10 protein-coding genes are annotated in these 12,493 nt (G+C 63.5%); 5 read left to right on the top strand and 5 right to left on the bottom strand.

What is annotated here, in order from left to right; all coding sequences use genetic code 11:
- Positions 1–2: 2 nt before the first annotated feature.
- The 4 genes from WYH_RS11435 to WYH_RS11420 all read left to right on the top strand — a co-directional run bounded on the left by WYH_RS11435 (position 3) and on the right by WYH_RS11420 (position 5,700).
- Entirely contained in the window at positions 3–1,724 is a 1,722-nt protein-coding gene (locus tag WYH_RS11435; protein ID WP_046903936.1) for a M1 family metallopeptidase, read from the top strand.
- Positions 1,725–1,764: 40 nt separating this feature from the next.
- Positions 1,765–2,769: a ligase-associated DNA damage response exonuclease gene (locus tag WYH_RS11430; protein ID WP_046903935.1), complete on the top strand. Its 1,005-nt coding sequence runs from the start codon at positions 1,765–1,767 to the stop codon at positions 2,767–2,769.
- Between the two features lie 5 nt (positions 2,770–2,774).
- Positions 2,775–4,370 (top strand): cisplatin damage response ATP-dependent DNA ligase, encoded by a 1,596-nt coding sequence (locus tag WYH_RS11425; protein ID WP_046905106.1) that lies wholly within the window; start codon positions 2,775–2,777, stop codon positions 4,368–4,370.
- Positions 4,371–4,437: 67 nt separating this feature from the next.
- Positions 4,438–5,700: a SulP family inorganic anion transporter gene (locus WYH_RS11420; protein ID WP_046903934.1), complete on the top strand. Its 1,263-nt coding sequence runs from the start codon at positions 4,438–4,440 to the stop codon at positions 5,698–5,700.
- Here WYH_RS11420 and WYH_RS11415 read toward each other — a convergent pair whose 3' ends face one another.
- The 5 genes from WYH_RS11415 to WYH_RS11395 are packed head-to-tail and all read right to left on the bottom strand — an operon-like array spanning position 5,701 to position 9,774.
- Positions 5,701–5,979: a DUF167 domain-containing protein gene (locus WYH_RS11415; RefSeq protein WP_046903933.1), complete on the bottom strand. Its 279-nt coding sequence runs from the start codon at positions 5,977–5,979 to the stop codon at positions 5,701–5,703.
- Positions 5,960–6,529: a gamma carbonic anhydrase family protein gene (locus WYH_RS11410; RefSeq protein WP_046903932.1), complete on the bottom strand. Its 570-nt coding sequence runs from the start codon at positions 6,527–6,529 to the stop codon at positions 5,960–5,962. The genes WYH_RS11415 and WYH_RS11410 overlap by 20 nt, the downstream gene beginning before the upstream one ends.
- Positions 6,526–7,128 (bottom strand): GNAT family N-acetyltransferase, encoded by a 603-nt coding sequence (locus WYH_RS11405; RefSeq protein WP_046903931.1) that lies wholly within the window; start codon positions 7,126–7,128, stop codon positions 6,526–6,528. The genes WYH_RS11410 and WYH_RS11405 overlap by 4 nt, the downstream gene beginning before the upstream one ends.
- Positions 7,121–8,119, bottom strand: a complete 999-nt coding sequence (gene hemB / locus WYH_RS11400; RefSeq protein ID WP_156320130.1) for a porphobilinogen synthase — start codon at positions 8,117–8,119, stop codon at positions 7,121–7,123. Before hemB ends, WYH_RS11405 begins: the two co-directional genes overlap by 8 nt.
- Before the next feature lie 47 nt (positions 8,120–8,166).
- A complete protein-coding gene (locus tag WYH_RS11395) occupies positions 8,167–9,774 on the bottom strand; it encodes a M23 family metallopeptidase (RefSeq protein ID WP_221232084.1) in 1,608 nt (535 codons plus the stop codon).
- Between the two features lie 207 nt (positions 9,775–9,981).
- Here WYH_RS11395 and WYH_RS11390 point away from each other — a divergent pair, with 207 nt between their 5' ends.
- Positions 9,982–12,492 carry a helicase-related protein gene (locus tag WYH_RS11390; protein WP_413226726.1) on the top strand — a complete coding sequence of 837 codons (2,511 nt, stop codon included), beginning with the start codon at positions 9,982–9,984 and terminating at the stop codon, positions 12,490–12,492.
- Position 12,493: the final 1 nt, after the last annotated feature.

The raw sequence follows: 12,493 nt of genomic DNA, 5'->3' as shown, positions 1-12,493 counted from the left end.
GCATGAAGCCCCGCCTTTTTTATTGCCTCGCCCTGCCGCTCGCGCTTTCCGCGCCGGCCGCTGCCTTTACCGATCCCGCATCGGGCGACATCGCGCCCTATACGGCCGAATCCGGCGCCCCGATGGATGAAATCAAGCAGGCGATGGAAACGCCGCATCTCGGCCTTTCCCTTCGTGTCGATCCGGACAGCAAATCCATTTCGGGCCTGGCGCTTTACACGGTGCAGGCCATCACCCCGCTCGACAGCGTGGAATTCGACCTTGATCCGCGCTTTGCCATTTCACGGATCAGCGTGAATGGCACGGTCCGTCCGGACAGCAGCTGGAAAAATGACGGCGGCAAGCTGATTATTGCCCTGCCCGCCCCGATTGCCGCCGATGAAACCGTGCAGGTCGAAATCGCCTATTCGGGTGAACCCCGGGTCGCACCGAACGCGCCCTGGGATGGCGGTTTCGTCTGGGCCAGGACACCGCAGGGGAAGGACTGGATCGCCACCGCCGTACAGGGCACCGGCTGCGATCTGTTCTGGCCCTGCCTGGATCATCCGAGCAAGCGCGTGGGTGTGCTGGACCTTGTGGTGACAGTGCCTTCCGGCCTGACGGCCGCTTCCAACGGCAAGCTGGTGAGTGTGGAGGAAAAGGGCGGCTGGTCCAGCTATCACTGGCGGGCCAAGGCGCCCAATGATTACGGCGTATCGCTGCAAATCGGCCCGTATGAGCTGGCTGAAGCCGAATATACCAGCCGGTATGGCAACAGTTTCCCGATCCAGTTCTGGCATCTGCCTGGACAGGAAGAGAATGCTGAAAGCCTGATCGCGGAAATGCACACCTATCTCGATTTCTTCGAGAGCACGATCGGCCCCTATCCCTTTTCCGATGAAAAGGTCGGCGTGGCGGAAACGCCGCACAAGGGGATGGAGCACCAGACGATCAATGCCTATGGCAATGAATTCGTCGCCTCGCCCGAAGGCTATGACGAGCTGATGCAGCACGAATTCGCGCATGAATGGTTTGCCAACCAGCTGACGGGCGCGCGCGTATCCGATCTGTGGCTGCATGAAGGGTTCGGCACTTACATGCAGCCGCTTTTCCTTGAATGGAAAGACGGCCACCTGGCCTATGACGCGGCGATGTGGGGGCTGCGCAAGCGCATCCATTCCCGCGTGCCTGTTGCGCCGCATGAAGAAGTGTCGAGCACGCTTTATGACGATGCAGATGCGAAATGGGGGCAGGACATATATTACAAGGGCGCCTGGATCGCCCACACCTTGCGCGGCCTGATCGGCGACGACGCATTCTTCGCCTCTCTGCGCAGGATGGTTTATGGCCGACCGGACCCTGCGCCGGGCAATTTTGCTCCACGCCGGGGGACAACCGCGGAGTTCCGGCAGATCGCAGAGGAAGAAAGCGGCCGCGATCTGGGCTGGTTCTTCGATGCCTATCTGCGGCAGGCGGAACTGCCCCGCCTGATTGCCGAACAGGATGGGCGTATGCTCCGCCTGAAGTGGGAAAGCGGGTCGGACCAGACCTTCGCCATGCCGGTTGACGTGCAGGTCAGCGACCGGCTGGTGCATGTGCCGATGGTGGATGGAACGGGCAGTGTGGACCTGATCCTGCCCGATGCGCATTACGTGCTGGATCCCTTCGGCATGATCTTGCGGGACAATCCGGCAATCGCCGCCTGGCAGAAACAGCAACAGGACAAGGCGAAAGCCGGGGATTGAGGCGGAACGAAGCCGCTATCGGCGCCGTTTACCTCCAGCGATGAGCGCCGACTTCTCCTGGATCCGTCCCGAACCCCATGGAATCCACGTCGTTCCGGCGGATTGCTGGATCGATCCGTCCGTTGCCGTTCCGCAAGCGCTGGTGACTCACGGCCATGCCGACCATGCGCGCGGCGGACATGGCCGGACCATCGCCACGCCGGAAACGCTGGCGATCATGGAATTGCGATACCAGACACGCGAAGGGGCGGAGCCGGTCAGCTATGGCGAGACGCTTCGGCTCGGCGGCGGTGTGGATGCGACCTTCCTGCCTGCCGGGCATGTGCTGGGTTCGGCGCAGATCCTGCTGGAACATGCGGGGGAGAGGGTGATCGTCACCGGGGATTACAAACGCCGTCCGGACCCCACCTGCCCTGCCTTCAAAGTGACCCCTTGCGATATCTTCGTGACCGAGGCGACCTTCGGCCTGCCGGTATTCATCCATCCGCCGATCGAACAGGAAATCGGCAAATTGCTGAAAGCGCTGGCGGATAATCCGGATCGCTGCGTGCTGGTGGGGGCCTATGCGCTGGGCAAGGCGCAGCGCGTGATCGCGGAACTGCGGGCCGCCGGGCATCACGGTGTCATCTATCTGCATGGCGCTCTGGAAAGAATGTGTCGGCTTTATCAGGAATTTGGCGTTGATCTCGGCCCGCTTGCGCTTGTTTCCGACCATGCGAAGGAGGATATGCGCGGCGCCATAGTGCTGAGCCCGCCCTCCGCCCTCAATGATCGCTGGAGCAGGCGCCTGCCCGATCCGATCACCGCCATGGCGAGCGGGTGGATGCGGGTGCGCCAGCGCGCAAGGCAGCGGAATGTGGAATTGCCGCTGATCATTTCCGACCATGCCGACTGGTCCGAACTCACCCGCACCATTGCCGAAGTGGATCCGGCGGAAAGCTGGATCACCCATGGCCGGGAAGAAGCGCTGCTTCGCTGGTGCCAGCTGAACCAGCGGCGGGCCCGCGCGCTGGCCCTGATCGGCTATGAGGACGAGGACGACTGAGGGTGATGGAAGAATTTGCTGCCCTGGTCGACGCATTGGTCTTCATGCGCAGCCGCAATGGCAAACTGGCCCTGATTGCCGATTATTTGCGTCAGACGCCCGATCCGGATCGCGGATGGGCGCTGGCCGGCCTGACCGGAGAGCTTGATTTCCCGGCGGTAAAGGCGGGGACTGTCCGCAAGCTGATGGCGGAAAGGGTCGATCCCGCGCTCTGGTCATTGAGCCGCGATTTCGTGGGCGACACGGCCGAAACGGCCAGCCTGCTCTGGCCCGATCCCTCGGGGGAAGTCGCGCCGCCCCCGACTGTGAGCGAAGCAGTGGAACTGCTGCAGGGCATGACGCGCGCATCGGTGATGGAGGAATTGCCGCGTCTGTTCGACCGGCTTTCCCCCGAAGCACGCTATGCACTGATCAAGCTGGCCACGGGCGGTATGCGGATGGGCGTTTCCGCCCGCCTGGCCAAGCTGGCCTTTGCCCAGGCATTTGATGTCACAGTGGAGGATGTGGAGGAATATTGGCACGCGCTTTCCCCGCCCTTTGCCGAACTGTTCGCCTGGGCTGCGCAAGGCGCCGATCCGCCCGACACTGCGAACATGCCGCTGTTCCGCCCCTTCATGCTCGCCCATCCGCTGGAGGAAGAGGAACTGGACCTGCAGCATTACGTGGCAGAGTGGAAATGGGACGGCATCCGCGTGCAACTGGCCCATGCGGGCGGGGAAACGCGGCTCTATTCCCGTTCCGGAGATGATATTACCGGCTCCTTCCCCGAAATGGCCGACGCGCTGCGCATCCCCGCCGTTCTGGATGGGGAATTGCTGGTCCGCGGCAGCCATCAGGGTGGAGAGGAAGGCGGCGCGGCCAGTTTCAACGCGCTGCAGCAGCGGCTCGGCCGCAAGACCGTGCCCAAAAAGATGCTGGCCGAACTGCCGGCCTTTGTCCGCCTGTATGATGTGCTGCTGCTGGATGGCGAAGATCTGCGCGAATCCCCGTGGCATCAGCGCCGCGAACAGCTGGAAACGCTGATGCAGCGGCTTCCCGAAGATCGGTTCGACATCAGCCAGATGGTCCCGGCGGATGATTTCGCCCAATTGGCGCGACTTCGCGAAGGCGCGCGCGACGATTCCATCGAAGGGCTGATGCTGAAACGCCGCGATGCGCCCTATGTGGCCGGACGCAAGACCGGGCTATGGTACAAGTGGAAACGCGATCCGCTGCTCGTCGATTGCGTGCTGATGTATGCCCAGCGCGGCAATGGCAAACGCTCCAGCTTCTATTCCGATTACACGTTCGGCTGTTGGGATGGCGATCCCGACGAAGGGGCCGATCTGCTGCCGGTGGGCAAAGCCTATTCCGGCTTCACGGATGAGGAACTGAAACTGCTGGACCGGCATGTGCGGCAGAACACGGTCAACCGCTTCGGCCCCGTGCGCGAAACGGACAAGAGCCTGGTATTCGAAGTGGCCTTCGATTCCGTCCATCTCAGCAAGAGACATAAATCGGGCCTGGCAATGCGTTTTCCGCGCATTCACCGCATCCGCTGGGACAAGCCCGCCCATGAAGCGGATAGAATACATGCCCTGCGCGACTTGATCCGCGATTGACCTGATCAACGCCGCCACAAGACCAGTTTTATTGCAAAACTTGCAACAATGGCCTAGTTGGGCAGTGATGAAGCCCAAATTGCTGACGACTCTGCGGGATTATTCGCCCGAGCAGTTCGCGCAGGATGCCTTTGCGGGCGCGACCGTGGCCATGGTCGCCATTCCCCTGAGTATCGCCATCGCCATCGCTTCGGGCGCCACGCCAGCCGTGGGGCTCGTCACGGCGATTGTCGGCGGTTTGCTGATTTCAGCGCTTGGCGGCAGCCGGGTACAGGTGGGCGGACCGACCGGCGCCTTCATCGTCGTCGTCTATTCAGTCATCGCCGAACATGGGTATGACGGGCTGGTTCTGGCCACTCTGATGGCGGGCGCGATCCTGGTCATTGCCGGGCTTCTTCGTGCGGGCAGCCTGGTCGCATATGTTCCGCAGCCCGTGGTCAACGGCTTCACCATTGGCATCGGCGTGATCATCGGCACTAGCCAGCTGAAGGATTTCCTGGGCCTGGAGGCGGAGAACGTCCCGGCGGACTTCCTGGAGAAGATCGCCGCGCTCTGGGCCGTGCGGGATACGCTGAACTGGGCGGCTCTGGGCGTCGGGCTGGTTGCGCTGATACTTATCGTCCTGCTGCGGCGCATGTCACCCCGCGTGCCGGGGCCGATCATCGCCGTGGCAGTCGTTTCCACGGCGGTCTTCCTCTTCGGGCTGGACGCCGACAGCGTCGCTTCGCGCTATGGCGAACTGCCACGCGGCCTGCCCGCTCCCGCCATCCCCGAAATTACCCTTGCCCGGCTTACCGAGCTGTTCCCCTCTGCCGTGGTCATCGCTTTCCTGGCGGCGATCGAATCGCTTCTGTCAGCGATGGTGGCCGACCGCATGATCGAGGGAAAGCATCGGCCCAATGCGGAAGTATTGGCCCAGGGTTGGGCCAATATCGGTTCAGCCCTGTTCGGCGGTCTTCCTGCCACCGGCGCGATCGCCCGCACCGCAACCAATGTCCGCGCCGGCGGACGCACGCCGGTGGCCGGCATTGTCCATGCGCTGATCATATTGCTCGTGCTGCTGCTGGCCGGACCGCTTGCCGGATATATGGCCCTGCCGGCCCTTGCCGCGCTGCTCATCCTCACGGCCTGGAACATGACCGAACCGCATAAGTGGAAGAGCTATTGGCAGGCACCGGCGAGTGACCGTCTTCTGCTGATCATGACTCTCATATTGACGGTGGTGGCGGATCTGACCGTCGCGATCGGCGTCGGCGTTGCATTCGGCCTGGCGCTGCGCATGCGCGAACGTATGGGCAAGCCGCCCGAATGGGACGAGCCCGAACGCTGATCAGTCGAGCTGGACGAGCTTGTCGCGCCCAGTTGCGCCGCGCAACAAGTGCAATCGCGATGTCGCCGTGCCCAGCGCCTTGGCCAGCATGGCGAGAACGGCATCATTCGCTTCGCCGTCTTTCGGCTTGGCGCGGACTTTCACCAGCAATTTGCCGTCGCTTATCTCCAGCCCTTCCTGCCGGGCGCCGGGCGTAACGCGCAGCGCCAGCCGCCCTTCTGTATCGGCAAGGGCGCGAATGGCAGGGGCCGGCGGAAAATCAGGCTTCGGCCGCGCCATTGAGTGTCGCAAGGTGGCGCTTTGCCAATTGGCAATAACGCTCTGTCTGAAAACGGATCTTCTCGACCTGCGCCTCGCTCTGTTCCTTGAGGAATTTTGCCGGCCGGCCGATCCATATCTGGCGCGGCGGGATCTGCTTGCCCGGGCTGAGAAGGGCACCGGCGCCCAGCATGGCACCTTGCCCGATGCGGCAATCATCCATCGCCACCGCCCCCATGCCGACAAAGGCACGATCTTCCAGCGTGCAGCCATGCACCACTGCCATATGGCCGATCACGCAATCCTCACCGATGATTGTCGGGCAGCCTTCCGTGTCCGGGCGCGGCCCCTCCACATGGAAGACGCTGCCATCCTGAACATTGGAGCGTGCACCCACTTCGATGCGGTGGATGTCGCCCCGCAGCACGCAATTATACCAGACGCTGGCTTCCGGCCCGATCGTGACATCGCCGATGATCCGCGCGCCCGGCGCGATGAAGGCCGTTTCGTGGATTTGCGGAACCTTGCCTTCAAAAGGCAATATGGTGGCCCAGGGAAAACGCTCGTTCATGCTGCTGCTCCGCTTTGCGGCGTTGAATTAGCATCCCATTCTGCACGCGTGATCGAATAGGCGATGATCGTGCCCAGTTCAGGGTCGAAATCCGGGCTGTTGAAATCCAGATCGCGCCGCCGGGCCATGCCCAGCCGCTCCATCAACCGCCAGCTGCCGACATTCCGCTCCGCCGTCAGGGCAATGATATGCGGCGCCGAATAATCCAGGAACCCCACCTGCAGCGCCCGCTCTGCCGCTTCGCGTGCATAGCCCCGGCCCCAGGCATCTTCACGCAGGCGCCAGCCGATCTCCATGTCGCCAATCGGTCCGCCCGGCTGGTTGGCCCGCTTGAGACCGCAGAACCCCAGCATCTCGCCCGATAGATGGCCGCCATCATTCCTGCGTTCGACCACCCAGAAAGTGTGGCCGTGATCGCGCCGGTAGGATTCGATCCGTTCCCGCGCCTTGGCGATACCTTCATCGTCCATCACACCGCCAAGCCAGCGCATGACGGCAGGCGCATTGGTCAGGCGCAGGAATTCATCCCAATCCGTTTCGCGCCAGTCCCGCAGAACCAGCCTTTCCGTTTCCTGATGGAAGGCTTCCCCGTCAGCCACCGAGCAACCTTGCCGCGAGTGGCGCATGATAGGTCAGCACCCCTGCGGCGCCGGCACGCTTGAACGCCAGCAGCGTTTCAAGGACCAGCGCTTCGCGGTCGCCCGCGCCAGCGGCGGCCGCGGCTTCGATCATCGCGTATTCGCCGCTCACCTGATAAGCGAAGACCGGCACATCGAACCTGTCGCGCACACGCGCCAGAACGTCCAGATAGGGAAGGCCCGGCTTCACCATCACGCTGTCGGCGCCTTCCGCTATATCCAGCGCAACCTCGCGCAGCGCCTCCTGCGTGTTGGCCGGATCCATCTGGTAACTTTTCTTGTCGCCCTTCAACAGGCCGCCGGAACCCACCGCATCGCGGAACGGACCATAAAAGGCGGAGGCATATTTGGCGGCATAGCTCATGATCTGGACATTGTGGTGCCCGCCCATTTCCAGAGCCATGCGGATCGCCTTGACCCGGCCATCCATCATGTCTGACGGGGCAACGATATCGGCCCCTGCTTCTGCCTGGTTCACCGCCTGGTCCACCAGGACTGCCACCGTATCGTCATTCACGACATAGCCTGCCTGATCCAGCAACCCATCCTGCCCATGCGCGGTATAGGGATCGAGCGCGACATCGGTCAGAACGCCGATATCGTCGCCGCATGCGTCACGGATTGTCCGGATTGCACGGCACATCAGATTGTCGGGATTGAAAGCCTCCGCCCCGTCATCGCTACGGCGATCCGCAGGCGTGTTCGGGAACAGGGCCAGGCACGGGATACCGAGTTCGACCGCTTCCTTCGCCCGCGCGGCAATACCATCCAGCGACCAGCGAGACACGCCGGGAAGCGATGCCACCGGGTCTTCCACGCCCCGCCCTTCGGTCACGAATAGCGGCCAGATCAGGTCCGCCGGGGTGAGGATCGTTTCGCGATGCATGGCCCGGCTCCAGGCCGTGGCGCGGCTGCGACGCATGCGGATTGCGGGATAGGAAGCGCTCATAATGTCAGCGCCTCTACGCCCAAAAGGCGGTGCTGGGCAATCGGCCCCGCTCAGCCGACCTTCTGGCGGTTATCCAGCCGGTCGATTTCGCGCTGAGGCCGCTCCGCCAACTGGGCATCCGGTTCGATCCGCGCGAGAGCTGCGCCAGGTTCAACCGTCTGCAGATCGGCCAGTTTCGCGCGGAAATTGGCGAGTTCATGGCCGGCAAGCTGGGCACGCGTGACAAAGCTGACACTGGAAGGATCCACCGTCTTGCCATTGCGATACATTTCATAATGGAGATGCGGCCCGGTGGAGAGGCCAGTGGATCCGACATAGCCGATAACCTGGCCGCGCTTCACCTGCGTGCCATTCTTCACCGCGATCCGGCTCATATGCGAATATCCGGTGGCAAGCCCGCTGCCATGGCCGATCCTGACGTAATTGCCATGCCCGCCATTGCGGCCGGAAAATTCCACCCTGCCATCATTCGCAGCATAGATCGGCGTGCCATAGGTCGCCTTGAAATCCAGCCCGCGATGCATCCTCTTGTAGCCGAGGATCGGATGCTTGCGCATGCCATAGCGTGACGTGATACGCCCCGGCACCGGGGCAATCAGCCCGCTACGCTGTTCCGCAACGCCGGACGCTTCATAATATTCGCCGTCCTTGCCCCAGCGCATCAGCTGGGCGCGCGGCTTTCCATCCCGCAGCAGACCAGCATAGAGCAATTCGCCCGCTTCCACTTCGCCAGTGGCGGCGCGCCGGTAATCCACGATGAGATCGAATTCATCGCCCGATGCGATCGAGCGGTTCAGGTCCACGCCCTGCCCAATCGCACGCAGATATTGCTGCACTGCCCTGGCCGGGGCGCCTGCCGCGCGGGCCGATCGGTACAGGCTGGAACCAACCTTGCCCCGTATGCGCAACGGCGTGGTATCCACCTTGATCGGCCGGGGATCCAGCGCAAGGCGGCCATCCTGCCGATCCACGGCGATTTCGAGATCGAACCGTGCGCGGAAAGACAGCGCATCGAGCGGGCGCGGCGCATCGGCGGTGGGGCGGCGGCCCAGCGTGATATCGACTTGCGTGCCCGGCTTGATTTCATCCAGCGGCATGGCCCCGGCGACCATCCCGGCCACCCGTTCAGCTTCCGCCGGCCCAACGCCCGCGCGCTGCAACATGCGTTCGAAACTGTCGCCGGTGGAAAGCGTGGCCACCAGATCCAGCCGCGGCCGTTCCGGCGCACTTTTCAAAGGAACCACCGCCTGGGTGGCGCCCATGCGGCGTCCGCTATCGGCACCCAGAGCCAGCGGCATGATCATCTGGCTGCGGAATTCGTCCCGCGCATCATCGTCCAGATACATGGCGGGGGCGGCAGTCAACGGACTGAAATCGGGCCAGGCGGCCAGCGCCAGCCCGCCAAGACCGATCAGCGTGGCCGCGCCGCGCAGCCAGCGGGCCGAACCGATCTGCTGCGCCAGATCCGGTGCAATATCGTTCCGCGCCAGTTTCAGCGACAATTGCTGGCGCCATTCGCCATAGCGTTCAGCGAAGCTGTTGACGCGGGCAATGCGGCTGGGTGCCGGGTCCGGCAGGATCTGCGCGCGCGAAAGCTGCGCGGAGCGTTCATGCGCCCCCGCCTGTTCCACCGCATCGCTCGTCCGATCCTTGAACAAAATCCCCTCCGAATTGGCGAAAATCCGCCCCTGGGGTGCAAGAAAGCCCGTGAATCCCAACCCTTGCGCTTCTTTAAGCAGGTAAGTGGCGTCATAAAGTTAAATTCGCATAAAGCGCGGCAAGTCGAGTCCGCCCTGCGCTGAAACGTGGCGATTCGCGGGAACCGGGTTGCGGCGGCGGCGCTGGACAGCCACATTGCAGCCATTGTGATATCGTCCCGTACCGACAGCCGGCTGCGCGCCGTCCTGGGCCCGACAAATACCGGCAAGACCCATCTCGCGATTGAGCGGATGTGCGGTCATTCCAGCGGGGCAATCGGCTTTCCGCTGCGGCTGCTGGCGCGTGAAGTCTATGACAAGGTTCGCGCAATCAAGGGTGACGCCGCGACAGCATTGATCACGGGGGAAGAGCGGATCGAACCGCCCGGAGCCCGCTATCTTCTCTGCACGGCGGAGGCGATGCCGCGTGATGGCGGTGACAAGGCCTTTGTCGCCCTGGACGAGGCGCAGCTTTCCGCCGATCGCGAACGCGGGCATATCTTTACCGATCGGCTGCTGAATGCGCGGGGCCGGGAAGAAACCTTGCTGCTGGGCGCCGCCACGCTGGAACCCGTGGTGAAAGCGCTGCTGCCCGGGATCGAGATTTCCGAAAGGCCGCGCTTTTCCACGCTGACCCATGCGGGTGCGCGCAAATTGTCCCGCCTGCCGCCGCGCTCCGCCGTGGTCGCCTTCTCCATTGAGCAGGTTTATGCGGTGGCAGAAATGCTGCGGCGTTTCCGCGGCGGGGCGGCCGTGGTGATGGGGGCGTTGAGCCCCGAAACCCGCAATCGGCAGGTCGAACTCTTCCAGAATGGCGAAGTGGATTACATCGTCGCCACGGATGCCATCGGCATGGGCCTCAATCTTGACGTCAGCCATGTCGCTTTCGCCGCGCTTTCCAAGTTTGACGGCATCCGGCAAAGACGGCTGACCCCGGCCGAAATGGCGCAGATCGCCGGGCGCGCAGGCCGGCATCAGCAGGATGGCACATTCGGCACTCTGGCCGGAAGCCGTTCTGGCGGCCCGGTCGAATTCACCGAAGACGAAGTCTTTGCCATCGAGAATCACCGTTTCGCCCCGATCACGCGGCTGTTCTGGCGGGAGGCTGAGCCGCGTTTCGACAGTCTGGGCCTGCTGCTGGCGGATCTGGAAGCGCGACCGGATATGGACCAGCTGGCGCCCGCGCCCGAAGCGATCGACCTGGCTGTTCTCAAACGCCTTGCCGGGGATCCGGGCTTCGCCGGTGGCGTCACGACGCCGGGCATGGTGCGGCGTTTCTGGGAAGCCTGCCAATTGCCTGATTTCCGGCAGCAAGGCGTTGAAATGCACAGCCGTTTCATCGCCCGGTTGTGGCGTGACCTGCGGGAGGGATATCTCGGCGCGGACTATGTGGCGGCCCGCATTGGCGAGCTGGACCGGACGCAAGGAGATATCGATACGCTGCAAGGGCGGATCGCCGCGATCCGAAGCTGGGCCTATATCTGCCAGCGGCCCGACTGGGTGCTGGCGCGCGACGAAATGGCCGCCCGCGCCCGCGCCGCGGAAGCGCGCCTGTCGGATGCATTGCACCAGCGTTTGACGGAGCGTTTCGTCAATCGCCGGACTGCTGTATTGATGAAAACCATGGGAAAGGATGCAGGATTGCTGCGTGTTGCGCTTGAAGACGGCGATCAGGTGACTGTCGAAGGTCATCCGATCGGCCATCTGGAAGGATTCCGTTTCGTGGTCGATGCCACGGCAGATCAGGAAGATCGCAAGCTGATGCTGGCCGCGGCGGAGCGGCACCTGCCGCAATTGCTGGCCGAAAAGGCGCAAAAGCTGGTGCACAGCGAATTGGGCGATCTGCGGATTGCCCAGGGCGCAGTATGGCGGGGGGAACAATGCGTCGCCCGGCTGGAACCGGGCAAGACCCGCGCCAGCCCGCGGCTCGAACTGACCAAGGAACTGGGGAAGCTGGATCCCGCCCATCGTTCCCGGCTGGAAGAAGCGCTTGCCCATTGGCTGGAAGGGGCGCTGGCCCCGCTCGCTCCGCTCAATGCGCTGGAACAGGCGGCACTCGATCCGGAAGCCGGATCGGAAGTGCGCGCGCTTTTGCTCACTCTCGCCGACCGTGGCGGAACGGTGCATCGCGAAGCTGCCGGCCTGGCGCAGATTCCGAAGGAAAAGAGGCCCTTGCTGCGGCGCCTTGGCGTCATGATCGGTGCGCTGGACGTATTCGTCCCCGCCTTGCTGAAGCCCGCGCCGCGCAAGCTGATGCATCTGATCGGGATCGACAAGCGGCCGCTGCGTGAAACGATGGAAGCCGTGATCCCTGCCGGCAAACAGGTGCCCGCCGGTTACCGCAGGGCAGGCAAACAGGCGATCCGTGTCGATCTGGCTGAAAAGCTGTTCCGCGCCGCGCATGACAGCCGGGCAAAATCCGGCGGCAGGCAATTTACCGTCGACAGCGCCCTTGCCACCTCCATGGGCCTGCTGCCCGACAATGCCGGACGGCTGATGCGCGATGCCGGGTTCCGGCCCGGTAACAGCCGCGCCCTGCCCGAAGGGGCGTTCGGCCCGCCCGCGCCATTGCTGTGGAGCTGGCGCGCACCGCGCAAGGATCGCCGCCCGCCGCAACCCGGCAGGACACAGGCCCGCGAAGGCAGTGCCTTTGCCGAACTGGCGAAGCTGGTCCGGTGAT

This window comes from Croceibacterium atlanticum (assembly GCF_001008165.2).
GTDB lineage: Bacteria > Pseudomonadota > Alphaproteobacteria > Sphingomonadales > Sphingomonadaceae > Croceibacterium_C > Croceibacterium_C atlanticum.
Note: the sequence above shows the minus strand (reverse complement) of the source record. Positions and strands in the feature narration are given on the sequence as shown.

Excerpts from the sequence above, each read along its gene's own strand:
- WYH_RS11430 (WP_046903935.1), top strand. The coding sequence starts at position 1,765 with ATGAGCGCCGACTTCTCCTGGATCCGTCCCGAACCCCATGGAATCCAC.
- WYH_RS11420 (WP_046903934.1), top strand. The coding sequence starts at position 4,438 with ATGAAGCCCAAATTGCTGACGACTCTGCGGGATTATTCGCCCGAGCAG.
- WYH_RS11410 (WP_046903932.1), bottom strand. The coding sequence starts at position 6,529 with ATGAACGAGCGTTTTCCCTGGGCCACCATATTGCCTTTTGAAGGCAAG.
- WYH_RS11425 (WP_046905106.1), top strand. The coding sequence starts at position 2,775 with ATGGAAGAATTTGCTGCCCTGGTCGACGCATTGGTCTTCATGCGCAGC.
- WYH_RS11435 (WP_046903936.1), top strand. The coding sequence starts at position 3 with ATGAAGCCCCGCCTTTTTTATTGCCTCGCCCTGCCGCTCGCGCTTTCC.
- WYH_RS11415 (WP_046903933.1), bottom strand. The coding sequence starts at position 5,979 with ATGGCGCGGCCGAAGCCTGATTTTCCGCCGGCCCCTGCCATTCGCGCC.